Source organism: Brevundimonas sp. FV1ps31S, from assembly GCF_058681265.1.
In genome coordinates this window covers 3,021,002-3,047,094 of record NZ_CM178735.1, presented here as the reverse complement: position 1 = coordinate 3,047,094, position 26,093 = coordinate 3,021,002, and the positions used below count along the sequence as shown (strand labels likewise).

Annotated in this window: 29 protein-coding genes; 17 read left to right on the top strand and 12 right to left on the bottom strand. The window is 67.5% G+C overall.

The window, feature by feature from the left end:
• The first annotated feature begins 6 nt into the window (after positions 1–6).
• The 9 genes from tolB to ACVPT3_RS14495 all read left to right on the top strand — a co-directional run bounded on the left by tolB (position 7) and on the right by ACVPT3_RS14495 (position 10,065).
• Positions 7–1,383 carry a Tol-Pal system beta propeller repeat protein TolB gene (gene tolB / locus ACVPT3_RS14535; RefSeq protein WP_492041574.1) on the top strand — a complete coding sequence of 459 codons (1,377 nt, stop codon included), beginning with the start codon at positions 7–9 and terminating at the stop codon, positions 1,381–1,383.
• Between the two features lie 134 nt (positions 1,384–1,517).
• Complete coding sequence (pal, locus tag ACVPT3_RS14530) at positions 1,518–2,072, top strand: peptidoglycan-associated lipoprotein Pal (RefSeq protein ID WP_492041573.1); 555 nt, start codon at positions 1,518–1,520, stop codon at positions 2,070–2,072.
• 115 nt (positions 2,073–2,187) lie between these two features.
• Positions 2,188–3,324, top strand: coding sequence for a DUF3667 domain-containing protein (locus tag ACVPT3_RS14525; protein ID WP_492041572.1), 1,137 nt, complete (start codon positions 2,188–2,190; stop codon positions 3,322–3,324).
• A 64-nt stretch (positions 3,325–3,388) separates the two neighbouring features.
• Positions 3,389–4,216: a tol-pal system protein gene (locus ACVPT3_RS14520; protein WP_492041571.1), complete on the top strand. Its 828-nt coding sequence runs from the start codon at positions 3,389–3,391 to the stop codon at positions 4,214–4,216.
• Entirely contained in the window at positions 4,207–5,496 is a 1,290-nt protein-coding gene (gene tilS, locus ACVPT3_RS14515) for a tRNA lysidine(34) synthetase TilS (RefSeq protein ID WP_492041570.1), read from the top strand. The genes ACVPT3_RS14520 and tilS overlap by 10 nt, the downstream gene beginning before the upstream one ends.
• Positions 5,497–5,582: 86 nt before the next feature.
• Positions 5,583–7,547, top strand: a complete 1,965-nt coding sequence (ftsH, locus tag ACVPT3_RS14510; protein WP_492041569.1) for an ATP-dependent zinc metalloprotease FtsH — start codon at positions 5,583–5,585, stop codon at positions 7,545–7,547.
• Positions 7,548–7,836: 289 nt separating this feature from the next.
• Positions 7,837–9,051: an acyltransferase family protein gene (locus ACVPT3_RS14505; RefSeq protein ID WP_492041568.1), complete on the top strand. Its 1,215-nt coding sequence runs from the start codon at positions 7,837–7,839 to the stop codon at positions 9,049–9,051.
• Between the two features lie 60 nt (positions 9,052–9,111).
• Positions 9,112–9,765, top strand: a complete 654-nt coding sequence (locus tag ACVPT3_RS14500) for a hypothetical protein (RefSeq protein ID WP_492041567.1) — start codon at positions 9,112–9,114, stop codon at positions 9,763–9,765.
• 3 nt (positions 9,766–9,768) lie between these two features.
• On the top strand, positions 9,769–10,065 hold the full coding sequence (locus tag ACVPT3_RS14495) for a winged helix-turn-helix domain-containing protein (RefSeq protein ID WP_008259231.1): 297 nt from the start codon (positions 9,769–9,771) through the stop codon (positions 10,063–10,065).
• Here the strand turns inward: ACVPT3_RS14495 and ACVPT3_RS14490 are convergent.
• Positions 10,062–10,487 (bottom strand): GreA/GreB family elongation factor, encoded by a 426-nt coding sequence (locus ACVPT3_RS14490; protein WP_492041566.1) that lies wholly within the window; start codon positions 10,485–10,487, stop codon positions 10,062–10,064. The two genes, ACVPT3_RS14495 and ACVPT3_RS14490, sit on opposite strands and share 4 nt — an antisense overlap.
• A 234-nt stretch (positions 10,488–10,721) precedes the next feature.
• Here ACVPT3_RS14490 and folP point away from each other — a divergent pair, with 234 nt between their 5' ends.
• The 7 genes from folP (at position 10,722) to ACVPT3_RS14455 (ending at position 14,789) form a co-directional block, all read left to right on the top strand.
• Positions 10,722–11,528: a dihydropteroate synthase gene (folP, locus tag ACVPT3_RS14485; RefSeq protein WP_492041565.1), complete on the top strand. Its 807-nt coding sequence runs from the start codon at positions 10,722–10,724 to the stop codon at positions 11,526–11,528.
• Between the two features lie 65 nt (positions 11,529–11,593).
• Positions 11,594–11,950, top strand: coding sequence for a DMT family protein (locus ACVPT3_RS14480; RefSeq protein ID WP_492041564.1), 357 nt, complete (start codon positions 11,594–11,596; stop codon positions 11,948–11,950).
• Between the two features lie 43 nt (positions 11,951–11,993).
• Entirely contained in the window at positions 11,994–12,338 is a 345-nt protein-coding gene (locus ACVPT3_RS14475; protein ID WP_008262594.1) for a DMT family transporter, read from the top strand.
• Positions 12,335–13,132 (top strand): bifunctional hydroxymethylpyrimidine kinase/phosphomethylpyrimidine kinase, encoded by a 798-nt coding sequence (gene thiD / locus ACVPT3_RS14470; protein ID WP_492041563.1) that lies wholly within the window; start codon positions 12,335–12,337, stop codon positions 13,130–13,132. Before ACVPT3_RS14475 ends, thiD begins: the two co-directional genes overlap by 4 nt.
• Positions 13,133–13,199: 67 nt before the next feature.
• On the top strand, positions 13,200–13,778 hold the full coding sequence (locus ACVPT3_RS14465) for a nucleotidyltransferase family protein (RefSeq protein WP_492041562.1): 579 nt from the start codon (positions 13,200–13,202) through the stop codon (positions 13,776–13,778).
• Between the two features lie 65 nt (positions 13,779–13,843).
• Complete coding sequence (locus ACVPT3_RS14460; RefSeq protein ID WP_492041561.1) at positions 13,844–14,425, top strand: DUF3885 domain-containing protein; 582 nt, start codon at positions 13,844–13,846, stop codon at positions 14,423–14,425.
• Positions 14,415–14,789: a nucleotidyltransferase family protein gene (locus tag ACVPT3_RS14455; RefSeq protein WP_492041560.1), complete on the top strand. Its 375-nt coding sequence runs from the start codon at positions 14,415–14,417 to the stop codon at positions 14,787–14,789. The genes ACVPT3_RS14460 and ACVPT3_RS14455 overlap by 11 nt, the downstream gene beginning before the upstream one ends.
• Here the strand turns inward: ACVPT3_RS14455 and ACVPT3_RS14450 are convergent.
• A complete protein-coding gene (locus ACVPT3_RS14450; protein ID WP_492043856.1) occupies positions 14,675–15,175 on the bottom strand; it encodes a hypothetical protein in 501 nt (166 codons plus the stop codon). The genes ACVPT3_RS14455 and ACVPT3_RS14450 overlap by 115 nt on opposite strands.
• A gap of 93 nt (positions 15,176–15,268) precedes the next feature.
• Here ACVPT3_RS14450 and ACVPT3_RS14445 point away from each other — a divergent pair, with 93 nt between their 5' ends.
• On the top strand, positions 15,269–16,072 hold the full coding sequence (locus ACVPT3_RS14445; protein ID WP_492041559.1) for a DUF1295 domain-containing protein: 804 nt from the start codon (positions 15,269–15,271) through the stop codon (positions 16,070–16,072).
• A 159-nt stretch (positions 16,073–16,231) separates the two neighbouring features.
• Here ACVPT3_RS14445 and ACVPT3_RS14440 read toward each other — a convergent pair whose 3' ends face one another.
• The 10 genes from ACVPT3_RS14440 to hisB form a co-directional block, all read right to left on the bottom strand.
• Positions 16,232–16,537 carry a hypothetical protein gene (locus ACVPT3_RS14440; RefSeq protein ID WP_492041558.1) on the bottom strand — a complete coding sequence of 102 codons (306 nt, stop codon included), beginning with the start codon at positions 16,535–16,537 and terminating at the stop codon, positions 16,232–16,234.
• 80 nt (positions 16,538–16,617) lie between these two features.
• Positions 16,618–17,589 (bottom strand): glucokinase, encoded by a 972-nt coding sequence (glk, locus tag ACVPT3_RS14435; protein WP_492041557.1) that lies wholly within the window; start codon positions 17,587–17,589, stop codon positions 16,618–16,620.
• A gap of 30 nt (positions 17,590–17,619) precedes the next feature.
• Entirely contained in the window at positions 17,620–19,509 is a 1,890-nt protein-coding gene (gene edd / locus ACVPT3_RS14430) for a phosphogluconate dehydratase (RefSeq protein ID WP_492041556.1), read from the bottom strand.
• Between the two features lies 1 nt (position 19,510).
• Complete coding sequence (pgl, locus tag ACVPT3_RS14425) at positions 19,511–20,227, bottom strand: 6-phosphogluconolactonase (RefSeq protein WP_492041555.1); 717 nt, start codon at positions 20,225–20,227, stop codon at positions 19,511–19,513.
• The gene (gene zwf / locus ACVPT3_RS14420; protein WP_492041554.1) at positions 20,220–21,677 is read right to left on the bottom strand and encodes a glucose-6-phosphate dehydrogenase; all 1,458 of its coding nucleotides are present in this window, start codon (positions 21,675–21,677) and stop codon (positions 20,220–20,222) included. Before zwf ends, pgl begins: the two co-directional genes overlap by 8 nt.
• 42 nt (positions 21,678–21,719) lie before the next feature.
• A complete protein-coding gene (gene hisIE, locus ACVPT3_RS14415) occupies positions 21,720–22,349 on the bottom strand; it encodes a bifunctional phosphoribosyl-AMP cyclohydrolase/phosphoribosyl-ATP diphosphatase HisIE (protein ID WP_492041553.1) in 630 nt (209 codons plus the stop codon).
• Between the two features lie 144 nt (positions 22,350–22,493).
• Complete coding sequence (gene hisF / locus ACVPT3_RS14410; protein WP_492041552.1) at positions 22,494–23,261, bottom strand: imidazole glycerol phosphate synthase subunit HisF; 768 nt, start codon at positions 23,259–23,261, stop codon at positions 22,494–22,496.
• Positions 23,258–23,989, bottom strand: coding sequence for a 1-(5-phosphoribosyl)-5-[(5-phosphoribosylamino)methylideneamino]imidazole-4-carboxamide isomerase (gene hisA / locus ACVPT3_RS14405; protein ID WP_492041551.1), 732 nt, complete (start codon positions 23,987–23,989; stop codon positions 23,258–23,260). The genes hisF and hisA overlap by 4 nt, the downstream gene beginning before the upstream one ends.
• Positions 23,983–24,597 (bottom strand): imidazole glycerol phosphate synthase subunit HisH, encoded by a 615-nt coding sequence (gene hisH, locus ACVPT3_RS14400; protein ID WP_492041550.1) that lies wholly within the window; start codon positions 24,595–24,597, stop codon positions 23,983–23,985. The genes hisA and hisH overlap by 7 nt, the downstream gene beginning before the upstream one ends.
• Entirely contained in the window at positions 24,594–26,018 is a 1,425-nt protein-coding gene (gene hisB, locus ACVPT3_RS14395) for an imidazoleglycerol-phosphate dehydratase HisB (protein ID WP_492041549.1), read from the bottom strand. Before hisB ends, hisH begins: the two co-directional genes overlap by 4 nt.
• Positions 26,019–26,093: the final 75 nt, after the last annotated feature.

Sequence of the window (26,093 nt, the reverse complement as noted above, 5' to 3'; positions counted from 1 at the left end):
AAATATATGCGTCTGAACCTACTTCTGGCCTCGGCCGCCGTGGCGGTTATGGCCGCGCCGATGATGCACAGCCCGGTTCACGCTCAGTCGGGTTCCCCGAGCGCGCCGATGCAGGACGTCGTCGTCGATGACGGGGTGCTGAAGCCCCTGCAGATCGCCATCGTGCCTTTCACCGGCGACCACGGCGCGGACATCTCCAATGTGGTCAGCGGCAATCTGCGCCGTTCGGGTTTCTTCGAACCGCTGGATCCGGCCGGCTTTATCGAGACCGGGCTGACGTTGGCGAACGCGCCCAACTTTCCGCAGTGGACCCAGATCGGCGCCCAAGCGGTGCTGTATGGGGCGGTGACGCCGCGGGCGGACAATCGGCTGGACGTCGGCTTCCGCCTGTATGACCCTTATCGCCAGTGCCAGCTGGTCAGCTATCAGTTTACCGCCACCCAGGAACAATGGCGCCGGATCGCGCACAAGATCTCCGACGTCATTTACCAGCGGATGACCGGCGAGGCTGGCTTCTTCGATTCCCGCGTCCTGTTCGTTTCCGAAGAGGGGACGCAACTGAACCGGATCAACCGGCTGACCATCGCCGACCAGGACGGGTTCAATCCCACCTATCTGACCCAGGGCGACGAGGTGATCATGTCGCCGCGTTTCTCGATCTCGAAGCCGGATGAGATCACCTATGTGGCGCTGGGCAAGGACTACAGCCGGATCTATCTGCGCAATCTGACGACCGGGCGCACCGAAAGCCTGGGCGAATTCGACGGCCAGGTGCTGGCGCCGCGGTTCTCGAACGACGGCAACAGGATCGCCTTCTCGATCATCCGCAACGGCAATACCGACATCTATGTGATGGACCTGCGCAGCCGGCAGCTGTCGCGCCTGACCTCGGATCCGGGCATCGACACCTCGCCGTCCTTCAGCCCCGACGGCAGCCAGATCGTGTTCAACTCGGACCGTTCCGGCACGGCGCGGCTGTATGTGATGCGGGCCGACGGCTCGGGACAGCGGCCGATCTCGCGCGGCGGCGGCGTCTATACGGCCCCGTCCTGGAGCCCGACCGGCAATCTGATCGCCTTCACCAAACAGGGCGGCGGCCGGTTCTCGACCGGGGTGATGAACGCCGACGGGTCAGGCGAGCGCATCCTGTCGTCCAGCTATTTCGAGGAAGGTCCGAACTGGGCCCCCAACGGCCGCTATGTGATGTTCGCCCGCCAGACGCGGGGTGGCGACACGCGGCTGTGGACGGTGGACCTGTCGGGGCGTGTCGTGGCCCAGGCCGGCTATAACGGCCGGGGCACGGATCCCGCCTGGTCGCCGCTGCTTGACGCGCCGCCCTCGAACATCGGCCTCGGGCAGGGGGCCGACAGCTGCCCGGCCTGACGCCGTTCGGCGATCGGGAGCTTCGCGCTCAACAGTGTGTTATCTGATCTGGCGCCCCAAAACCGCCCGAGGCAGAAGATAAGGCCAAGCTTGAGGCCGCCGTCCTCAACAAGACCGTTTCAGGAGACGACCCAATGAAGACTTCACGCATCATCACCCTGGCCATGGTCGGTTGCGCCGTCGCCGCCATGGCCGCCTGCGCCCGCAAGCCGGTCGAAGGCGCGGTGCCGACCGAGCCGACCGCCCCGACGACCGGCCCCGCCTATCCGACCGCACCGACGGGCCCCGTTTCGGGCGGAAACATGGGCGCCGCCGCGCCGGGCTCGGAACAGGACTTTGTCGTCAATGTCGGCGACCGGATCTATTTCGACCTGGACTCCTATGACGTCCGGCCCGAAGCCATGCCGCGTCTGGACGCCCAGGCCCAGTGGCTGGCGCGCTATCCGCAGGTCACGGTCCGTATCGAAGGCAACGCCGACGAACGCGGCACCCGCGAATACAACCTCGCCCTGGGCGCCCGCCGCGCCGAGGCCGTGCGCACCTATCTGATCAATCGCGGCGTGCCGGCCGGCCGTATCGACACCATCAGCTACGGCAAGGAGCGCCCGATCGCCGAGGGCTCCAGCGAGGACAGCTGGGCGCGCAACCGCAACGCCCACACCGCCATCGTTTCGGGCGCGCCGCGCTAAGGACGACGGTCCCCAAGGACTGGAATGATGAGAGGCGTCGGCGCAGTCCGGCGCCTCTTTTCTTTTGCCCCCGGCGTCCGCTAAGTGAGGTCAAGCTCTGCCGGGGGATAGGCGCGTGGATATCGAGGGAGCCGGTGGCGCGATCACCGGGGGATTGGTCGCGGGGGCGATCGAAAAGCCGACCGGTCATGCGGGCGAGGCCGGACATGGGCTCTGCTCCGACTGCGGCGAGCCCACCAGCGGCAATTTCTGCTCCAACTGCGGCCAGCCTACCCACGTCCACCGCACCCTGCTGCACCTGGGCGAGGAGTTGCTTCACGGCGTCATGCACTTCGACGCCCGCGTCTGGCGCACCCTGCCGCTGCTGGCCTTCAATCCCGGCCGGCTGACGCGGGAATGGGTCGAGGGCAGGCGGACCCGGTATGTGTCGCCGCTGGCGATCTTCCTGTTCACCCTGTTCGTCATGTTCTTCGCGCTGAGCTTCATGCCGCAGCACGAGGCGCCGGTGGTGCTGGCCGACGACATTCAGGAGCAGCGGCAGGAGTTGGCCGAGGCCGAACAGGCCCTGGCCGAGGTACGAGCCGAGGCGGCGGCAGACCGGTCCGGCATGGCTCTTATCGGCATAGACGGCGCTCAGGCGCTGGTGACCCAGAAGCGGGCCGAGCTGGCGCGGCTGGAAACCGAGCAGCGCGAAGGCCGCGCCGACGGCCTTAAGCCGGGCAGCTGGCAGGCCAGCATCAAGGACATCGCGTCGGGCGACAAGGCGTCAGGCGGTTCGACCAAGCTGAAGATCATGGGCAAGGAGGCCGACGAGAACGATCACGGTTTCGGCGCGACCTTATTGAAGAAGCTGCAGAATCCGGATCTGGCGGTCTATAAGCTGCAACAGACGATGTACAAGTTCGCCTTCCTGCTTGTGCCGTTCTCGATCCCCTTCCTTGCGCTTCTGTTCCTGTGGCGACGAGGCTTCACCCTGTATGATCACGGGGTGTTCGTCCTGTACTCGTTGACCTTCATGGCCCTGCTGCTGATGGCCATGGTGTTGGCCGGCACGATCAACAGCACCCTGGGCGCATGGGTTAGCGGGCTCGGATTGCTGGCCATGCCTGTCCATGTCTTCGCCCAACTGAAGGGGGCTTACAGCCTGTCGATCTTTTCGACGCTGTGGCGGACGATCTTGCTGCTGTTCTTCTGCAACATCGTGGTGGTTCTGTTCATCATGTCGATCCTCTATCTGGGCCTCGGGCACTGACTGCGCCTTGCGGCGGCCCCAAATCGGTGGAACCTAGCGACCCATGATGCTCAAGCTCTCGTTCATGCGCTCCCGCGCGTTCGCCGCCACCGCCGTCGGTCTGGTCCTGATCGCCGGGGGCGCTGTCGCCCAGCAGGCGGCGCCCAATATCATGCAGCCGATCGAATGGGACAAACGTCGCCTCGAGCAGTTGGATCGCAATGTCCGCCGGCTGGAGCGGGCGCTGACCCAGCGCAATGCTGCGGGCGAGCCGGTGCTGGTGGAGCCCGATCCCGAGGTGGTCACGCTTCAGGGGCAGTTCGGGTTGATGAATCAGCGGCTGGAGGATCTTGAGGCCACGGTGCGCCGCATCAACGGGGACAACGAGCGGCTGACCTTCCAGCTGGACGAGGCCCAGCGCGACAGCGCCGCCCTGCGCACCCGACTGCTGGACGCAGAAGCGCGGATCGAGAAGCTGGAGACGGCGGCTGAGCTGAACGCCCCCATCGAAGCCAATTCGCCGACCGGCGACGCAGTTCAGGATCTGGCCGCCGCCGTGCGCCTGATGGGCAGCGACCGGCCGCGCGGCGCGCGCGCGCTGGAGACCCTGGTCGTCACCTGGCCAGACACGCCCCAGGCGCGTGAGGCCAACTCGCGCCTCGGCGACATCCGCGTCTCGTCGAACGACAAGGCGGGCGCGGTACCCTTCTATGCCGCCGCGCTGAAGGACTGGCCACGTATCGGCTGGGCCGCCGACACCACGCTGAAACTGGCCGACGCACTGTTCGCCACTGATCGCAAGACGCAAGGCTGCGCGGCCCTGGGCGAGTTCACGCGCCGCTACGCCCCCGCCGCCTCTGACCCGCAGAAGGCCCGTGCGGCTCAGATGAAGACCGCCAACGGGTGCAGCTGACGCCCGCCGGCGCTGCAAACGACGCGGGTCTGACGACCCGGGTCTTTGCTGGGCTGGATCGGCGGCTGAGACGGGATGACGACCGCCCGGTCGCTCTCGCCTTGTCCGGCGGCGGCGATTCCATCGCCTTGTTGAGGTTGGTGGCCGCTTGGGCGGGCGAACGCGGGCGGCCCCTGTTGGCCCTGACGGTCGATCATGGATTGAACCCCAGCAGCAAGGACTGGACCCGTTTCGCCGGCGCTGCGGCGCGCGCTGCGGGCGCCGATTGGCGGGCGCTGACCTGGGAGGGGGAAAAGCCGACGACGGGCCTGACGGCGGCGGCGCGCGCGGCGCGGCATCGGCTGATTGCGGAGGCGGCGCGCGGGGCCGGCGCGCGGGTCGTCCTGTTCGCCCATACAGCGGACGACGTCGCCGAGGCGGATCTGATGCGGGCCGAGGGCTCGACCCTGGGGCGGGTGCGGGAATGGTCGCCGTCGCCGGTCTGGCCGGAAGGGCGGGGGCTCATGCTGCTGCGGCCCCTGCTGGAGGAGCGGCGCGAGACCCTGCGAGCCTGGCTGGCCGGCCAGGGGGCGGACTGGATCGAGGACCCCGCCAACGCCGATCCGCGCTTTGGCCGAAGCCGGGCGCGGCGGGCGCTGGCGGGAACAGCGCCGGACTGCGAACGGGGCGTAGAGGCGATGGATGGGGAAGGCGGCGGGTCGCACGCCGGGATTTCGGCGACGGCCGAGGGGACCGCATGGATCGCGCGGGATGTCGGCGCCAGGGCGCTGGCGGCCGCGATGGTCTGTGTTGGCGGCGGAGCGACGCCGCCGCGCGGAGACCGGCTGGCGCGGCTGGTGCAAAGACTGCGGGCGAGCGAGGATTTCGCGGCGACCCTTTGCGGAGCGCGTCTCGAGGCGCATGGCGAGACGGTGGTCCTGATGCGCGAGGCCGGGGAGCTTGTGCGCCGCCCGTCGGCGCCCCCGGTTCTGGCGCCTCTGGTTCTGGCGCCGGGGGTCGAGGCGGTGTGGGACGGCCGGTTCGCCTTTCTGGCGCGGACGCCGGGCTGGTCCGTCGTTCCGACGCTGGGGCGACTGTCGGCCCTGTCGGCGGCCGATCGGGCCATGATCAGCGCGCTGCCGGTGGCGACGCGTGGTGCGTTTCCGGTCCTGATCCGGGACGGAGAGACGGGACCGCTTCTTGCAAGCCCCCAGGTGGAAAGGCGCGGACTGGTCTGCGAAAGGCTCAGGCTGGCGCTGGACGAAACGACGCATGAAGACGATCTGAATGCGCCGCCATAGCGTAAAGCCGCGGAAGCTCCTATTTTCCGTGACAGACAATCCAGACCGTGGGCTCAATCCGGGCCGACGGACGACCGAGGACCTCAATGAACCTGCGTAATCTGGCGATCACGGGCGTCATCATCCTGATCCTGCTGGCGGGCTACGCCGCCGTGTCCCAAGGCGGCGCCATGACCGGCATGGCCGCCCAGGGCGCCGCCGGGGCGGGCCGGCCCGAAACCATCACCTATTCCCAGCTGGTGCAGCGGGTGGAGGCCGGAGACATCAAGGAAGCCACGGTGCGCGGCGACCAGGTGACCGGCGTCTACAAGAACAACGGCCGCTTCACCGCCACCACCCCCTATCCGAACGAGCAGCTGGTCAATTCCATGCTGGGGGCCGGCGTCAACGTCGACGCCAAGACCACGCGCCAGTCGATCTGGATGAGCCTGCTGATGGGGATTCTGCCGATCGCGCTTCTGGTCGGGGTGTGGATCTTCTTCATGCGCCAGATGCAGGGCGGGGCGCGCGGCGCCATGGGCTTCGGCAAGTCCAAGGCCAAGTTGCTGACCGAACACAAGGGCCGTAAGACCTTCGACGACGTCGCCGGGGTGGACGAGGCCAAGGAAGAGCTGCAGGAGGTCGTCGACTTCCTGAAAGATCCGGGCAAGTTCCAGCGTCTGGGCGGCAAGATCCCCAAGGGCGCCCTGCTGGTCGGCCCTCCCGGCACCGGCAAGACGCTTCTGGCCCGCGCAGTCGCGGGTGAAGCCGGCGTGCCCTTCTTCTCGATCTCGGGTTCGGACTTCGTCGAAATGTTCGTCGGCGTCGGCGCCAGCCGCGTGCGCGACATGTTCGAACAGGCCAAGAAGAATGCGCCCTGCATCATCTTCATCGATGAGATCGACGCCGTCGGTCGCCATCGCGGCGCCGGCCTGGGCGGCGGCAACGACGAGCGCGAACAGACGCTGAACCAGCTGCTGGTCGAGATGGACGGGTTCGAGGCCAATGAAGGCATCATCCTGATCGCCGCCACCAACCGTCCCGACGTGCTGGACCCGGCCCTGCTGCGTCCCGGCCGTTTCGACCGCCAGGTGGTGGTGCCCAACCCGGATGTTTCCGGCCGTGAGCGTATCCTGCGCGTGCACATGAAGGACGTGCCCCTGGCCGCCGACGTCAACGTCAAGACCATCGCGCGCGGCACGCCCGGCTTCTCGGGCGCCGACCTGGCCAATCTGGTCAATGAGGCGGCCCTGACGGCGGCGCGCAAGGACCGTCGCATGGTCACGCATCGCGACTTCGAAGACGCCAAGGACAAGGTGCTGATGGGCTCGGAACGTCGCTCGATGGCGATGAACGAGGAAGAAAAACGCCTGACCGCCTATCACGAGGCCGGTCACGCCATCGTCGCCATGAACGTCAAGATGGCCGACCCGGTGCACAAGGCGACCATCGTCCCGCGCGGTCGGGCCTTGGGCATGGTGATGCAGTTGCCGGAAGGCGACCGCTATTCGATGAAATACCAGCAGATGATCGACCGGATCGCGATCATGGCCGGCGGTCGAGTCGCCGAGGAGCTGATCTTCGGCAAGGAGAACATCACCTCGGGCGCATCGTCGGACATCGAACAGGCGACCAAGCTTGCAAGGGCGATGGTCACCCGCTGGGGCTTCTCCGAAAAGCTGGGCACCGTGGCCTATGGCGAGAACCAGGAAGAAGTCTTCCTGGGCCACTCGGTCGCCCGCAGCCAGAACGTCTCGGAAGAGACCGCCCGCACCATCGACGAGGAAGTTCGTCGTCTGGTCGCCTCGGGCTGGGACGAGGCCCGCAAGATCCTGACCGACAAGGCCGATCATCATGAGAAGCTGTCGCAGGCCCTGCTGGAGTACGAGACCCTGTCGGGCGAGGAGATCAAGGACCTGCTGGAGAAGGGCGTCGCGCCGAACCGTGACGAGAACAACTTCCCCAACGCCGGGCCGTCGGTCTCGGTCCCGGTGACGCCGGTGTCGGACGGGACCACGATCGAGGTTCCGGTCGCCGCCCCCGCGCCGACCAGCGTGCCGACGGTTCACTGATCACGGGGGGCTCTTCCTCCGTCATCCTCGGGCTTGACCCGAGGATCGGCGGGGGTCGGGGTGTGCGTCGCCTTTGACGCAATGCGGCTGAACATCCGGTCCTCGGGTCAAGCCTGAGGATGACGGCGGTGATGGACCCGCCGGGAGCGATCTCCCGGCGGGTTTTTCTTTGCTTGTGAACGCCCCACCCATCGCCCCAATCCGACAAGCGGGGCTAGGGGTATCGTGAACTAGTTTGCATCGTAGACTTGTCTGTGAGATATGGCGTTTTCCAAGACGGGAGGACGTCATGTCGATATCAGAGACGGTTTCATCCGAGCGCCTGCACGGGCTCGACGCGCTGAGAGGCGGGGCCTTGCTTCTGGGCGTGGTGCTTCACGGTTCCATGTCCTTCTTTCCGACCCAGATCTGGATTGTCGGCGACGACCAGCGGTCGGTTTGGGCCAGCGGCCTGTTCTTCGTTATCCACCTGTTCCGGATGACGACCTTTTTCCTGATTGCGGGACTGTTCGCCCATATGATGCTGGCGCGCGCGGGCGTGTGGGGGTTCGTGAAGAACCGCCTGGTCCGCATCGCTGCGCCGCTGGCGGTCTTCTGGGGGCTGGTCCTGACGGCCATCGTCGTGGTGCTGATCTGGAACGCGGGCCTGCAAGGAATGGCGGCCGCCGATGCGCCGCCGACGCCGGAATACGACTGGACCAATATTCCGCTGACCCACCTGTGGTTCCTGTGGGCGCTACTGATCTTCTATGTCGCGCTGCTGCTTCTAAGAGCGCCCTTCGCCGCGCTGGATCGGAGCGGCGCCTGGGGGAGGGTGGTCGATAGGATGACGGCTGGGCTGATCGGTCCATGGGGCCCCTTCATACTGGGTGCGCCGCTCGCGCTGGCCCTGTGGTTCCAGCCGAACTGGATCGCCTTCTTCGGCGTGCCGACGCCGGACGCCGGCCTGATACCGCATACGCCGGCCCTAGTCGGATTCGGCCTGGCTTTCGGCTTCGGCGCCCTGCTAGACCGTCGGCGCGACCTGTTGGCCCGCATACAGGCCTGGTGGCCTGCCTATCTGGGCCTGGCGATTGGAGCTGGCACGACGGCTCTGATGCTGGCGGGCGGGCCGGACCCACGTCTGGTCCCCATGACCGATCCGGCGACCAAGGCGATGACGGCGGCGGCTTTCGGGGTCGCGACCTACGCATCGGCCTTTGCGGCCATGGCCTTGGCCCTGCGGTTCTTCGGGGGACGCAGCCGGATCCGGCGCTATCTCGCCGACGCCTCATACTGGATCTACATCGTCCATCTGCCGCTGGTGATGGCGGCCCAGGTGCTGGTTCAGGATTGGGCCATGTCGTGGCCGATCAAGCTGGGGCTGGTGGTCGGTGGGGTGCTGGCCGTCTCGGTCGCCAGCTATGAACTGCTGATCCGGCACAGCTTCATGGGCCGCTGGCTGAATGGTCGCCGGGTTCCCTGGCGGCGCGGCCCAGCGCCCGCCCTGTCTCCCGCCGAATAGCTTGCCAACCCAGGCCGCCGCGTCCATCCCAGGGGCGCGCTCGCCGCAGAGGAATCATCGATGATCGACAAGTCTCGCAGCACGCCCGAGGCCGACCTAGCCTTCCTCCGATCGATCGTCCAGGGCGGGGGCGATTCGAGAGCGTCCTTGACCATGGGCGTTCTCTATCTGGCCAGCGGCCTGTTGTACGGCCTGCAGTGCCTGGTCCACGTCGGCCAGTCCTGGGGGGTGATCCTCTGGTCGGGTCCTGTCAGCCTGGTGTTCGTCACGGCAGTCACCGTCGTCTTCCTGATGGTGGTGGCGTGGGCCGTGCGCGAGGACCGCAAGCGGGTCAAGGCCAGCCCGATCGTGACCCGGACCCTGAACGCGGCCTTCAGCGGGGCGGGCATGGCCAATCTGGCCATCATCATCGTCTTCGGCTTCGGCGCGGCGCGCGACCAGGACTTCGCCGTCTGGCTCTATTACCCGGCCATGATCTTCGCCCTTCAGTCGGCCGCCTGGTATGTGGCCTGGACCCTGAAGAAGAAGGGCTGGATGCTGGCGGCGTCGCTGGGGGGATGGGCGACGGCGGTGGCGCTGGGCCTGCTGGTGCGCCAGCCGCTGATCTATCTGTATGTCGCCACGGCGGCGCTGTTCCTGCTGTTCGCGGGGCCGGGCTGGATCATCACTCGCGAAGCCCTGAAGAAGCGCGCCGTCGATGCGGACGCCGGCTGATCCATGGGACTGAACGATCTGGGGCGGATCGACGAGGTCATCCACGGCCGTATGCGGCTGGGGATCATGGTCTATCTGGCCGACGCCGAAGCCGCCGACTTCACCGAGCTGAAGACGGTGCTGGAGGCGACCCAGGGCAATCTGTCGGTCCATATCAAGAAGCTGGAGGAGGCCGGCTATGTCGCGGTGGCCAAGAGTTTCGTGAACAACAAGCCCCTGACGCGGGTGTCGATCACGCCCGAGGGCCGCAAGGCCTTCGCAGGCTATCTGGAGGCGCTGGGCGGGCTGATCGGGCGTTAGTCGCCGCCGGGGATTTCCGGATCCTCGATCATGACCGGGGTCAGTCGACGGTCCGCGCCCGATGGATCGGTCCAGGCGATGGTGTGGCCCTCCACAAGGCCGATCAGGCCGGCGCCGACGTAGGACAGGACGGACACCTTGCCCGCATCGATGTCCGCCTCGTTCGGCAGGACGATCTGGATGCGGCGCGGCTGGGGCGAGCGGCCATCGACATAGTGCAGCCAGCGGTGAAGCGGCGCCGCGCCCTTGGGCCGATCGCCAGGCTCGCAGATGACGGCGCGTTCCAGCTCTTCCTGCAACAGGCCGGCGACGCCTTCGGCGGGCATGTCGCCCACCAGACGCGACAGGGTCTGGTGGTCCCTGGCGCTGAGAAAGATGTCGGGGCGCGAGGGATGCGTGGTTCGGGCGGTGGATTGGGTCATGGTTCGGCTCTTTGATCGCAGACGCCTGCAGGCGCGCGTTCGCGCGTCACATGAAGGCTGAGGATAATCGGGGTTCAGATCGTCGCCCGGAACGGGGCGAAAGGCGCGCGGCCGTTCCGGGTCAGTCGCCTGCGACGAGGCGGCCTGCGTAAGAAAGGCGTCGAGCCTGGCTGACGAGCGGGGTGATCACGTCTAGAGGCTGATCTCATGAAGCGTGAAAGTCAAACCTCGCCGATGTCCGTCTTGTCGCAGGTCATGGGGATCGTGAACGTCACGCCCGACAGTTTCTCGGACGGCGGGCGGTGGGCCTCGACGGCGGCGGCGGTGGATCATGCGCTGCGGCTGGTCGCGCAGGGGGCGGCGGTGCTGGATATCGGGGGCGAAAGCACCCGGCCGGGGGCGGAGCCGGTGGGCGAGGCCGAGGAGATCGATCGGGTCGCGCCGGTGATCGAAGCGGTTCGCGCTCGGTGGGGCGGGATGATCAGCGTCGATACGATGAAGCCCGCCGTGGCTCGCGCCGCCGTCGCCGCCGGGGCGACGATGTGGAACGATGTGACGGCACTGAGCCAGGCGCCCGATAGTCTGGCGGTCGCGGCCGAGTTGGGCTGCGACGTGGTGCTGATGCACATGAAGGGCGAACCGCGCACCATGCAGGCCGACCCCCGCTATGGCGATGTCGTGGCGGAGGTGCGGGACTATCTGCGCGGCCGGGCGGAGGCGGCGATGGCGGCGGGGGTGGCGCGGGAGAAGATCTGGCTGGATCCGGGCATAGGGTTCGGCAAGACGCTGGACCACAATATGGCGCTGACGGCGCGGCTGGACGTTCTGGTCGGGCTGGGGTTCCCGGTTCTGTATGCGGCCAGCCGCAAACGGACCATCCAGGCCATCGATCCGACGGCGGTCGAGGCGACCGACCGGCTGGGCGGCTCGCTGGCCCTGGCGCTGGAGGGGGCGCGGCGCGGGGCGCGGATGGTGCGGGTCCATGACGTGCGCGAGACGGTGCAGGCGCTGAAGGTGCAGGCGGCCGTAGCGGGGGGCTGAAGACCCGCGACGGGCGGACGCGGGCGGTGTAGGGCGGTTTCAGCAACAACCTCGGTCGCCGTCCCATGCCCCTGACCCCGTATATCGCCCCCATCGTCATGCTGGCCCTGTCAAACGTCTTCATGACCTTCGCCTGGTACGGCCATCTGAAGTTCGATCACAAGCCGTTGTGGCTGCTGGTCATGGCCAGTTGGGGGGTCGCCTTCTTCGAATACTGGCTGGCGGTGCCGGCCAACCGGATCGGGCATCAGGTCTATTCGGCGGCGGAGCTGAAGACGATGCAGGAGGTGATCACCCTGCTGGTCTTCGCCGGCTTCTCGGTGCTGTACCTGGGCGAGAAGCTGACGGTGAATCATCTGGTCGGGTTCGGCTTCATCGGCCTGGGCGCCTTCTTCATCTTCAAGGGGCCGCTGGGCGGTTGAACGCGCGCTTGCCCCCGGCGACGGCCTGGGCCATCTGGTCGCCATGTCCTGGGTCATGTCGATCAATCCATGGGTGACGCTGGTCGTCGCCGGTCTGCTGGAAGTGCTGTGGGCGTCCGGCCTGAAGAATGTCAGCCTGCAAAGGCCGTTGACGTCGCTGGGGGTTCTGGTCGCGTTGGCGGCCAGCATGATCCTGTTGTGGGTTGCGACGCAGAAGCTGCCGATCGGCACGGCCTATGCGATCTGGACCGGGATCGGGGCGGTGGGCGCGGCCCTGGTGGGGATCGTCGTCTATGGCGAGCCGGCGACGGCGGTGCGGGCGGTGTGCATCCTGCTGATCGTGTCGGGGATCGTGGGCCTGAAGCTGTTCTCGGGGGCGCACGCATGAGCCTTCATCGGGGCAGAGTCCTGATCCTGGCGGGGTCGGACAGCGGCGGCGGCGCGGGGATCCAGGCCGACATCAAGGCGGTGACGATGATGGGCGGGTTCGCCGCCACGGCGATCACCGCGATCACGGTGCAGAACACCCTGGGGGTCCACGGCGTCCATCCGCTGCCGCTGGAACTGATCGCGGCCCAGGCGCGGGCGGTGCTGGAGGATATCGGCGCCGATGCGGTCAAGACCGGCATGCTGGGCTCGGTCGAGGTGGTCGAGACGGTGGCGGCCCTGCTGGACGAGGCGGACGCCCCGGCGGTGGTCGATCCGGTCATGGTAGCCAAGGGCGGGCACCCGCTGCTGCCCGATGCGGCGGTGGAGGCGGTGAAGCGGCTGATGATCCCCCGCGCGGCCCTGCTGACCCCCAATGCGCCCGAGGCCGAGGCCCTGACCGGGCTGGCGGTGCGCGACATCGACGGCCAGCGACGGGCGGGCGAGGCCCTGCTGAAACTGGGCGCGCGGGCCGTGCTGATGAAGGGCGGCCATGTGGACGGGCCGACGGTGATCGATCTGCTGATGACGGCCGACGGGGAGACGGTGCTGGAGGCGGAACGGATCGACACCCGCCACACCCACGGCACCGGCTGCACTCTGGCGAGTGCGTGCGCCGCAGGTCTGGCCCTGGGGCGGCCGCTGGAGGTCGCGGTGGCGGAAGCCTGGGCCTATGTCGGCGAGGCGATCCGCCGGGCGCCCGGCCTGGGCGGCGGACACGGGCCGCTGGATCATGGTTGGCCGGTGCGGGGTTAGGTAGGCATCTGGGGATGAAGGTGGGCGACGTCTCCCGCTGAACGGACGGGAAGGCTAAGGGATGGGGATGAGCGACGCCCTGACCTCAAAGCTGATCGAAATTGTCCGCGCCGATCCCGGCCTGATGCACGTCTTGCGGACGGTGCGGGCGCTGGACCTGCCCGACTGGCGGCTGGTGTCGGGCGCCGTCTATCAGGCGGTGTGGAACGCCAAGACGGGACGGCCGTCGGGATACGGGATCAAGGACTATGACCTGGCCTATTTCGATGGGTCGGACCTGTCGTACGAGGCCGAAGACGTCGTGATCAAACAGGTCGCCGCCGCCTTCGACGAACCCATCCGCAGCCAGGTCGAGGTGCGCAATCAGGCGCGGGTTCACATCTGGCATCCCCAGAAGTTCGGTGGTTCCTATGCCGCCCTTCGAAACACCGACGAGGCCCTGACCCGCTTTGTCGCCCCCTGCTTCGCGGTAGGCGTGAGGCTTGAGGAAGACGACGAAATCACTGTGGCCGCTCCATTTGGGTTGGATGACGTTTTCAATCTGACGATCCGTCCGACGCCGCATCGGCCTGTCGCGAAGGATTGGGATCGCATCATCGAGAAGGCGAAGGCGCGTTGGCCCGAACTCAACATCGTTCAGGTCTGATTTCGGACCGGCCCGGAAATCGCAGCTTGAGTGACCTCGTTCGGCTGTGGCGATAGGCTCTTTGGATGAACCCGTTTCAAAACACCTGGTCGCGCTTTCACGAAGGGCATTGGCCTGTCGGTTACAAGCTCACAGGCAGCGGGGCGGCCAACTGGGTCCGTTTCCACTCGCTCCCCAACTCGAAGCGATACGCCGACAGTGACGATGAGCGTCGCACGATCCTACAACGCCAGAACCTGTTGGCTGCGGAGGTGCTGAAGTCGGACCCATGCTGGTTGGTTCAGACGCACTGGATCACGCCCGCCGGGATGACCGATGTGGCTGACGCCTACGATCCCTTCGCCGCAACCCGACAGTTCGATCTTGAACCCGCCTTCGAGTTTGCTGACGACGATGACGATGAAGACGCGGTTGGTTGGCGCGTTCATGCGGGCAGGACCCGATGGACGGACGGCGCCTTTGATGAAGTGCTTACGAGCATCGCCGAGGAACGGGCAGGTCCGACGTTGTGGATGTCGGAAATGACCGGCTCGGTCTTTGCGCCTTACGACGGCGGCATTGATCTCTTCTTGGCCGAACCGGAAGAGGTCGCGTCGCTGAAGGCAAAGCATAGCGACTGGCTGTCCAGCCATCCGGATGGCCTATGAAGGGGCTGACCGAGAGCGACCTTCGAAGGTCCGAACATACAAACAGAGTTGCGTCCACCTGTGGTTCCAGAACCGGTTCGGCGAGCCCTCTGCGCCATTGCACTCGACCGACGAAACCCTGGGCCGGTTCGTGGCCCCGACCTTCGCTGTCGGGGTGCGGCTGGAGGCGGACGACACGATCACGGTGACAGCGCCGTTTGGACTGGAGGATGTGTTCGTCATGGTCGTGCGGCCGAACCCAAACCTCGACTATCCAGGCTTCCGAAGCTTCTTCAATGTCCACGCCTTCGCCCCTAGCTTCTCGAAGCTTGGGTCAAGGCTGAACCCGCAGGCCCTCAAGTCGAACTCGTCGTCGATTGCATAGAAAACACCGAGCACCCCGTTACAGCCTGGAAGATCGTGAAACTCCGATGCGAGCAGCATGCCTTCTCGCGCCTGCGCCCGAGGATCGGCACCGTTCTCGATGGCCAGAACGATTTGGGATCGAATGATATGCAACAGACGCGGCTTGTCGGTGGGATCGACGGACAACTCTCGCAGAATGGCGTCAACGATAGGCCCGGCCTCGTTCCACTCTTCATCACGCAAGATAGCGAGAGCGACTACTGCATCTGAAGTCATTCCAAGGTCCAGAAGATCGTCCGCCCAGCGACGCTCAACGTCGACACCTAGAACGCCGAGCGCGCGGTTGCGAAGGACAAGTCTTGCCCAAGGCGATTGAAAGGCGGGAAGGAGATCCAATTCGATCATACCCCAGTTAACGGCCGGAGTGGCACGCACACAACAAGAGGATCAAAGGCTGGAGTACGCCATCCATCGTTGGACCGCCGCCGTATCAGACCCATGACCCTGACCGACATCCTCCTCCTCCTTGGACTGAACCTGGCCCTGATCGTCGCCGTGATGCTCGGCCTGTGGCTGGTCGCTCTGAAGCTGAAGGACGTCAGCTTCATCGATGCGGTCTGGCCGCTGGGGATGTTGCTGCTGGCGGTGGCGACCCTGCCGCGCGCCGAGGGCGATCCGGCGCGAAAGGGGCTGCTGGTCGGGCTGTGCGCGGTCTGGGCGCTGCGGCTGGGGCTTCATCTGTTCCGGCGCTGGCGGGCCAGCGGGGCGGATGGGCGGTATGTGCAGATCGTCGAGGATCAGGAACGGAACAAGGGCTGGTCGTTCGCCAAGACGGCGCTGTTGTTCGTGTTTCTGCCCCAGGCCGTGCTGGCCTGGCTGACGTCGCTGCCGGTGCAGTTGGGGCAGGTGGCGGCCCAGCCGGGGTTGGGCTTGATCGCCGGGGTCGGGGCGGTGCTGGCGGTGGTCGGGATCGTGTTCGAAAGCGTCGGCGATGCTCAGTTGGCGGCGTTCAAGCGCGATCCGGCCAACAAGGGCAAGGTGCTGGACAGCGGCCTGTGGCGCTATACGCGGCATCCGAACTATTTCGGCGACGCCTGCGTCTGGTGGGGGCTGTGGCTGATCGCGGCGGAGACGGGCGTCGGCCTGTGGTCGATCGCGGGGCCGATCTTCCTGACCTTCACCCTGACGCGCTGGTCGGGGATCGGGATTACGGAGAAGGCGATCAACAAGTCGCGGCCGGGGTATGCGGACTATGTAAAGCGGACGAGTGCGTTTGTGCCGTGGTGGCCGAAGAAGGCGTGAGGTCCGCTTTCTTCCGTCATCCTCGGGCTTGACCCGAGGATCGGATGATCCGCCGCTGATGCGAACGGGCGAAGCACAGGCCGCCCCGCGCCCGGTCCTCGGGTCAAGCCCGAGGATGACGGACGGGGGGCGGGGCGACGGATCGCCTGGGTGCCGAGCTTAGTTGGTGGTCGGGGTGTTGTGGGTGGTCATGCCGCCGTCGGCGTTGCCGCCCTGTTGTTCGATCTGGTCGGCGCGACGGTCGGCGTTGTCCTCGACCTGATCGGCCTGACGGTTCAGGGCGTCTTCCTGGGCGTCGGTCGGGGCGGCGTCGGCCTGGGCTTCCAGCTGGTCGGCGCGGGCTTCACCCGTGGCTTCGACGGCGTCGGCGCGGTTTTCGGCAGCCTTGTCGGCGGCGCTTTCACCGCAGGCGGCGACGCCCGAGAGGACGAACAGCGAGGCGGCGGCGATGGCGAACTTCTTCATGGAGTTTCCTTCCGTTTTGGAGCGGAGGAAACGTCACGGCGGCGGTTGGGTTCACGCCGCCGTGAGTTTTTCGTGAAGTCTCAGTCCGCGGCTTCGGCGAAGGCGACGCGGGCGGCGCCCAGGAGGGCGGCGTGTTTGTGCATGATCACCTTGGTCGGAATCTCGGACATATAGTCCTTGAACCGGCCCTTGCGTTCGAACCGCTGGCGGAAGGGGCTGGCCTTGATGAAGGGCAGGATGCGCGGGACGATGCCGCCGGCGATATAGACGCCGCCGCGCGCGCCCGTGGTCAGGGCGATGTCGCCGGCGACCGCGCCCAGGATGGCGCAGAAGCGGGCCAGGGTGGCGCCGCACGGGCTGTTGGGGTCCTTCATCGCCGTCTCGGTGATCTCGGCCGGGTCGTCGATATGGGTCTCGCGGCCGTCGATCTCGGCCAGGGCGCGGTGCATGTTCAGCAGGCCGGGGCCGCAGATCAGGCGTTCGATGGAGACGCGGTCATAGCGGCGGCGCAGGATGCGCAGGATCTCGTCCTCGACCGGATCGCCGGGAGGGAAACAGGCGTGGCCGCCTTCCGACGGCATGGCCATTTCCTTGCCGTGGGCGTCGCGGATCAGGGCCGAGACGCCGAAGCCGGTGCCGGGGCCCAGCACCGCGACGGTCGAATGGGGGTCGCCGTCGACGGGACCGCCCAGGCTTTCCAGCTGATCTTCGGGCACGACGGGCGCGCCCCAGGCCAGGGCCTCGAAGTCGTTGATCAGCTTGACCGGCTTCAGGCCCAGGGTCTGAAGCTCGCTCTCCGACACCTGCCAGGGCGAGTTGGTCAGGTCGATGGCGCCGTCAGTGACGGGGCCGGCCACGGCGATGACGCCGCCGGTCGGTTTGACCTCGCAGCCCTCGATATAGGCGGCGACGCCTTCCAGGAAGGTCGGATAGGTCTCGGCCGGGAAGCTCTCGTGGTGGTCCAGCACGGGCCGGCCGTCCACCATGCGGGCGACGGCGAAACGGGCGTTGGTGCCGCCGACGTCGCCGACGAGGAGGGTCTTGTCATTCATGGGGTCGTTTCCTGCGGTCGGTTCGGTGGATCAGGCGTCCACGGTCCGGTCGACGAAGTTAGGATCGGGCGGCGTGTCCGTATGCGATTGGGCGCCGCTGGGGAAGGCGAAACAGACGGTGGCGCCTTCTTCCGCCGTGGTGACGACGTGGCGGAAGGCGCCGAACAGCTCGCGGCCATAGCCCCAGGCCGAGCCGGCGGCGTTGGCGGAGGAGCGGGCGGCGAGGGGGCGGGCGGTCAGGGCGTCCACGCCAACCGTGGTCAGAACCCCAGCCTCGGCGTCCAGGCGGATGATGTCGCCGTCCTTCACATGGGCCAGAGGGCCGCCGGCCAGGGCTTCGGGGCTGACGTGAATGGCGGCGGGGGTCTTGCCGCTGGCGCCCGACATGCGGCCGTCGGTGACGAAGGCGACCTTGAAGCCCTTGTCCTGGATGACCGACAGGGCGGGCGACAGGCTGTGCAGTTCCGGCATGCCGTTGGCCTTGGGGCCCTGGAAGCGCAGGACAACGACGACGTCGCGGAACAGTTTGCCGTCCTTGAAGGACTGAAGCGCGTCTTCCTGAGTTTCGAAGACGGCGGCGGGGGCCTCGACGATGCGGTTCTCGGGCTTGACCGCCGAAATCTTGATGACCGCGCGGCCCAGGTCGCCCTTGACCAGGCGCAGACCGCCCTCCTTGTCGAAGGGGTTGGAGGCGGGGCGCAGGATGTCGAGGTCGAGGCTTTCCTTGACCCCGTCGCGCCAGACCAGTTCGCCGTCCACCATCGACGGTTCCTGGAAGTATGCGTCGATGCCCTTGCCCATGATGGTGGTGACGTCGGAGTGTATGTGGCCGGCCTGGGCCAGTTCGCGGGCCACGAAGGCGACGCCGCCGGCGGCCTGGAAGGCGTTCACATCGGCCGATCCATTGGGATAGACGCGGGCGAGCAGGGGGGTGACGGACGACAGCTCGTCCATGTCGGTCCAGTCGATCAGCACGCCCGCCGCCCGCGCCATGGCGACCAGATGGATGGCGTGGTTGGTCGATCCGCCGGTGGCCAGAAGGGCGACGATGGCGTTGACGATGGACTTCTCGTCGATGACGTCGGCCATGCGGCTCTCGCCGCTGCGGGCCAGTTCGACGGCGCGCTGGGCGGCCGCGGCGGTCAGGGCGTCGCGCAGGCCGGTGTCCGGATGGACGAAGGCGGTCGAGGGCATGTGCAGGCCCGCCAGCTCCATCATCATCTGGTTCGAGTTGGCCGTGCCGTAGAAGGTGCAGGTGCCGGGCGAGTGGTAGGAGCCGATCTCGCTTTCCAGCAGGGTCTGGCGGTCCACCTTGTTCTGGGCGTACTCGGCGCGAACGCGGGCTTTCTCGGCGTTCGGAATGCCCGAGGGCATGGGGCCGGCGGGGGCGAAGACGACGGGCAGATGGCCGAAGGCCAGGGCGCCCATGAACAGGCCGGGCACGATCTTGTCGCAGACGCCCAGCATCAGGGCGGCGTCGAAGGCGTCATGCGTCAGGGCGACGCCGGTGGACATGGCGATGACGTCGCGGCTGAACAGCGACAGCTCCATGCCGGGGCGGCCCTGGGTGACGCCGTCGCACATGGCGGGGGTGCCGCCGGCGACCTGGGCCGTGGCGCCGACCTGACGCACCGCCTCGCGGACCACGCCGGGGAAGCGTTCGAACGGCTGGTGGGCCGACAGCATGTCGTTATAGGCGGTGACGATGCCCAGATTGGGCTTGGACCCGTCCATGGCCGTCAGTTTGTCGGCGATGGTCTGGCCGGCGAAGGCGTGGGCCCAGTTGGCGCAGCTCAGCTTGGCGCGGCCGGTCCCGCTGTCGCGAGCGGCGTCCATGCGACGGATGTAGTCGGCGCGGGTGGAGCGGCTCTTCTCGACGATCCGGGCGGTGACCGCGGCCACCGTGGGGTGCAGGGTCATGTCAGCTGGCTTCCGTGTACAGAACTTCAAGCGGGACGCCGGCGGCGATCAGGGCGGCGATGGGCTGGATCCTGGGATCGCCCTGGGCCTCCTGTTCGAAGACGCGGCGTTTGGCGTCGCCCTTCAGGCCCAGAATGACGCGCCCGGCCGACATCAGATAGGCCAGGTTGATCGAGAGCCGCTCCAGGGTCGGGGCGGCGCCGTCACGGCCGTGGGGCACGCCCAGGACCGTCGGCTTCAGCGTCGGGGTCAGCAGCGTCTTCAGGGTGGGGCTGTTGGGGAACATGGAACAGATATGGCCATCCTCCCCCATGCCGAGAAGGACCGCGTCGAAACGACCGCCTTCAGCCGCCAGGGCGTGGGCGGCGACGGCGGCGGCGCGGTCCACCGTGACCTCGGGCGTATAGAGGGGGATGAAGCGGCCGAAGGCGGCCTTGTCCTGCAACAGGACGTCGCGGATCAGCCGGGCGTTGGACTCGGGCGAGGTCTCGGGGACGTAGCGTTCGTCCACCAGGGTGACGGCGATTTTCGCCCAGTCCAGATCGGTCGCGGCGAGGCGGCGATAGACGGGGGCGGGGGTGGTCCCGCCGGGGCCGGCGAAGACGGCCCGGCCGTTGTCGCGGACGGCGCCGGCCAGTGTCTCGGACAGGCGGGCGGCGATGGCCTCGGCCCAGGCGTCGACGGTGGGGAAGGTTTCGATCACGGGCGTCTCAGACATCGGTGGTGTTCCATTCGCGGCCGGTGCGCATCATCAGCATGTCGGCGCTGTCGGGGCCCCAGGTTCCGGCGACATATTCGTCGGGCTTCTGGCCGGACTCGGCCCAGGCCTCGGCGACCTCGTCCACCCATTTCCAGGCCTGTTCGGCTTCGTCGCGACGGACGAACAGGGTCGAGTCGCCGTGCATGGCGTCCAGCAGAAGACGTTCGTAGGCGATGCGGCGGCGCGGCGGGGCGGCGGACTTGCCGTCAACGCCCCAGGACAGGCTCATGGTGATGGGCTGGAGCTGCATCCGCTTGTCCAGGCCGGGGCGTTTGTTCATCACCGTCAGCGAGATGTCTTCCTCGGGCTGAAGCTCGATGATCATGCGGTTGGCCGGCGCCTCGCCCTCGTCATTGTCGAAGATCGAGTGGGGGACGGGCTTGAACTGGATGACGATCTCGGTGCGCTTCTCCGGCAGGCGCTTGCCGGTCCGCATGAAGAAGGGCACGCCGGCCCAGCGCCAGTTGTCGATGTCGGCGCGGATGGCGACGAAGGTCTCGGTGTCGGAATCGGCGCCGCGCTCCTCGTCATAGCCCTTGACCGGCTTGCCCTCGGACACGCCCGACACATACTGGCCGCGCACGGTGACGCGCTCGGCCTCTTCGGGGGTGATGGGGCGCAGGGACCGCAGCACCTTGACCTTTTCATTGCGCAGGGATTCCGGATCCAGGTCCGACGGCGGCTCCATGGCCACCAGGCACAGCAGCTGGAGCATGTGGTTCTGGAGCATGTCGCGCAATGCTCCGTACTCGTCGTAATAGGGCCAGCGGTCGCCGACGCCGACCGTCTCGCCGATGGTGATCTGGACGTGGTCGATCGTCAGATTGTTCCACAGCGGCTCAAAGATGGTGTTGCCGAAGCGAAGCGCCGTCAGGTTCTGGACCGTCTCCTTGCCCAGATAGTGGTCGATGCGGAACACCTGGTCCTCGCGGAAGGCGTGGGCAACGGCGTCGTCGATCTCCAGGAAGGACTTGAGGTCGCGGCCGACCGGCTTCTCCAGCACGATGCGGCAGTTGCGCTCGGCCAGGCCGGCCGTCTTCATCGCCGTGACGATACGGCCGTAAAGCGAGGGCGAGACGGCCAGGAAGGAGGTGACCTCGCCGTCGCCGACGCGATCCTTCAGGCCCTTCAGGCTGGCGGGGTCGGTGGCGTCCACAGCCAGATAGTCCAGTCGGGCCTTCATCTTGGCCCAGCTATGGTCGTCCCAGGCCTTGTCCGCCTCGGCCTTGGCCTTCACGGCGTCATGGACCTTGGCCACATATTCGTCTGGCGTCTCTTCGGAACGGGCGGCGCCGATGATCTTGAGATCGTCCGGCAGGAGGCCGTCGTGCTCGAGGAAATAGAGCGACGGCAACAGCATGCGCATCGCCAGATCGCCGCCGCCGCCGAACAGAATGAGAGCCGCCATACTTGTCCCCTGATCGATCCCATTATCCGGGATCAGTCGCCTTTAAGGTCTGGGCGTCGCTTTGCCCGCTTCCGCTCTGGAGGCCAACACGTCCAGCACGTCCTGAAACACCATGTTACGGGCGTGGAGAAGCACCAAGAGGTGATAGATCAAATCCGCAGCCTCGCTGGCGAGTTCCTCATCCGGACCCGCGACGCCCGCCAGAGCGGTCTCGACGCCCTCTTCGCCGACCTTCTGGGCGATGCGTTTGACGCCCTGGCTGATCAGTTTGGCCGTCCAGCTTTCGGACGGATCGGCGGCGGCGCGTTCGGCGATGGTCTGTTCCAGCCGGGCGATGCGGCCGAGACCCGGTGCGTCGGCCTCGCCGAAACAGCTGGTGCGGTGCAGGTGGCAGGCGTCGCCGACCGGATTGACCGCCAGGACCAGGGCGTCGCTATCGCAGTCGGCCGTTATGCCGACCACGTGCAGCCGGTCGCCCGAGGTTTCGCCCTTGCGCCAGCGTCCGCCACGCGAGCGTGAGAAGAAGGTGGCTTCGCCCGAGGCGAGGGTCTCGTCCAGGGCGGCGCGGTCCATATAGGCCAGGGTCAGGACCTGGAGCGTGGCGGCGTCCTGCACCACCACGGGGACCAGGCCGTCGCCCTTGGCGAAGTCGATGGTGTTGGGGTCGATCATTTTATTCACCGCTCATCCCCGCGAAAGCGGGGACCCAGTTCTGTTGTCTGACGGGTCTTGGATATGGCTCTGTGCCAGAGGGGCGAGGATGATCGCCCAAAGCACTGGGTCCCCGCTTTCGCGGGGATGAGCGGAGATATAAAATCACAATCTCATCTCCAGGCCTTCGCCCGCGAGATAGGCTTTCAGGTCGGGGATGGCTATCGCGCCAGTGTGAAAGACGCTGGCGGCGAGGGCGCCGGAGACGTCCGACTGTTCGAACACGGCCTTGAAATGCTCGGGCGCGCCGGCGCCGCCCGAGGCGATCAGGGGGATGGTCAGGCGCGCGCGGGCGGCGGACAGTTGTTCGATGTCGTAGCCTTTGCGGACCCCGTCCTGGTCGATGCAGTTCAGCACGATCTCGCCGGCCCCCAGGCTCTGCGCCTCGTCCAGCCAGTCCAGGGTGCGTTTGCCGGCGCGGCGGCGCGCGTCGGGGTCGCCGGTGTATTTGTGGACCACCCATTCGCCGTCTTCCAGACGACTGTCGACCCCGACGACCACGCACTGACTGCCCAGCCGCGCGGCCATTTCGGCGATCAGTTCCGGGCGTTCCAAGGCGGGAGAGTTGATCGAGACCTTGTCCGCGCCGTGATCCAGGCAGCGGGCGGCCTGATCGACGCTGCGGATGCCGCCGGCGACGCAGAAGGGGATGTCCAGCAGCCGGGCGATATCCTTGATCCAGCCATAGTCCAGTGTCCGGCCTTCGGGGCTGGCGGTGATGTCGTAGAAGACCAGTTCGTCGGCGCCCGCGTCGCGGTAACGGGCGGCCAGCTCGGCGGCGTCGCCCATGTCGGTATGGCCGACGAACTTCACGCCCTTGACCACCCGGCCGTCCTTGACGTCCAGGCAAGGAATTATACGTCGCGCAGTCATGCCGCCGTCGCTATGGCTTCGGGCAGGGTGAAGCGGTTCTCGTACAGGGCGCGGCCGACGATGGCGCCGTTGCAGCCCAGGGCCTTGACCGCCGCGAGATCCTCCAGCGACGAGACGCCGCCCGAGGCCTGGAGCACCAGATCCGGGCGACGGCGGCGGATCTCGGCCAGCAGCTCCAGATTGGGGCCGGTCATGGCGCCGTCGCGGCCCACGTCGGTGACCAGCAGGTGTTTCGCCGTCCCCTTGGGATAACGATCCAGCGCCTCCCAAAGGGTGACGCCCGACGACTGGGTCCAGCCCTTCAGGGCGGGGACGGGCACGCCGTCCTCGATCTTGACGTCCAGGGCCAGGGTGATGTGCTCGACGCCGAAGCCCTTGAGCCAGGCGGCGACGTCGTTGGGCTGGGTCACCGCCAGGGAGCCGACGACCACGCGGGACACGCCCGCGTCCAGCAGCTTGGCCACATCATTGGCGCCGCGGACGCCGCCGCCGGACTGGATCTTGACCTCGATGGCCTTGGTCAGGTCGCCGATCAGGGCGTGCTGCATGGCCTGGCCGGCCTCGGCGCCGTCCAGATCGACGATGTGGATCCACTCGGCGCCCTCGGCCGCGAAGGCGCTGAGGCGGGCGGCGGGCTGTTCGTCATATTGCGTCACCTGGTCGAACTTGCCGTGCATCAGGCGCACGCAGACGCCGTCCTTCAGGTCGATGGCGGGGTAGATCAGCATGATGGAGTCTCGGGCAGGCTCAGGAAGTTCCTGAGAATGGTCGCACCGGCCTCGGCCGAGCGTTCGGGGTGGAACTGGCAGCCCCAGCGGTTGGCGGCGCGGACTACGGCGGGGACCGGGCCGCCATAGTCGGCGCGGGCCAGGGTGGCGGGGCCGTCGGGACAGACATAGCCGTGGACGAAATAGGCGTAGGCGCCGTCGGTCACCCCCTCCAGCAGCGGATCCTCACGGTCGCGCGTCAGCCGGCTCCAGCCCATATGCGGCACGGGCAGGGCGCCCGCCGGCTCCAGCCGGGAGACGGCGCCCGGGATGAAGCCCAGCAGATCGACGCCCTCGCCCTCCTGACTGGATCCGAACAGCAGTTGCTGGCCCAGGCAGACGCCCAGCAGGGGGCGGGGGAAGGCGCGGATCGGTTCGATCAGGCCCAGTTCCGACAGGCGGCTCATGGCGTAGCCGGCGGCGCCGACGCCGGGCAGGATGACCCGTTCGGCCTCGACGATCACGGCCGGATCGTCGGTCAGGCGCACGGTCGCGCCCAGACGCTCGAGCGCGAACTGGACCGAGGCGACGTTGCCGGCGCCATAGGCGATGACGGCGACCTCGGTCACAGCACCCCCTTGGTGGACGGCACGGCGTCGCCCTCGACCCGGATGGCCTGGCGCAGGGCGCGGCCGAAGGCCTTGTAGACGGCCTCGGTCTTGTGGTGGTCGTCCTGGCCCGTGACCGAGATGTGGACGGCGGCGCCCATGGCCTCGGCCAGCGAGCGGAAGACGTGGGCCGTCAGGTCGGTGCGGTAGTCGCCGATGAAGGGGGTGTCGAACGTGCCCTCGAATAGCGGATAGGGACGGCCGGACAGGTCGATGGAGACGGTGGCGTTGGCCTCGTCCATCGGAAGGACGAAGCCGTAGCGGGCGATGCCCTTGCGCTCGCCCAGCGCCTGTTTCAGCGCCTGGCCCAGAGCGATGGCGCTGTCCTCGATGGTGTGGTGCGGATCGGTGTGCAGGTCGCCTTCGCATTGCAGCCGCAGGGAGAAGCCGCCGTGGGCCGCGATCTGCTCCAGCATGTGGTCGAAGAAGCCGACGCCGGTCTCGATCCTGATGGGGCCGGGGGCGTCCAGATCGACGGCGCAGACGATGCGCGTCTCTTTCGTATCGCGCACGGCCTGGCCGACGCGGGCCGGGCGGCGCTTGGCGGGCGTCAGGCCGAAGGCGGCCAGCAGCCGGTCGTTGACCTCGGGCTTGATCGAGACCGGCAGGCGCAGGCGCTCGCCTGACAGGTCGGCCGCGACGCCATAGGTGGCCAACGCGGCCAGGGCGGCGGCGGGGTCTTCCGGCCGAGCCATGATGATGGGGCCGACGCCGGGCTCGACCGGCATCTGGCGGCCCAGTTCGCGGGCGATCCGCTCGCGCTCGCGCCGGACCGAGGCGATCCGCTCGGCGGTCTCGATCATCCGCGACGGGTCCAGCGCCTGTTGCGCCAGCCGCAACAGGGGCTCGGGCAGGGCGTAGGGCTCCAGCACCGAGGCGAGGCGGGCCAGGGTCGGGGTCTGGGCGATGGCGGCGCCGACGCGGGCGCCGGCCAAACCATAGGCCAGGGACAGGCTGCGCAGCACGACCAGGTTCGGCTGATCGGCGACGACCGTGGCGGCCGAGACGCTGTCGGAGAATTCGATTAGGCCTTCGTCCACGACCAGCAGGGCGGGGGCGACGCGGGCGGCCATTTCGGCGACGGCCTCGGGCGAGCCGAGGGCGCGGATGACGACCACAGCGGGTGCTCCCCTGGCCGGATAGATGGCGGCGAGACTGTCATAGGGCTCGGCCTTGGGCGCCTCGACCGAGCCGCCGTCGCGGGCGGCGAGGCGATAGGCCAGCTCCAGCCCGTGGGTCAGACCGCGCACCGGCAGAACCTGATCGGCGGGCACGGCGTAGATCGCGGCCATGCGGGCGGCGAGGGCGGCAGGCTCGCCGGGATAGCGGTCCAGGCTGTCGCCGCCGGAGACCAGCGGGGGATAGGGGGCGGGCAGGGTCATTGGGCGGCTCCGCTGAGACCTTCCCCCGCTTGCGGGGGAAGTGTCAGGTCGTGGCGCGCAGCGACACGCCTGACG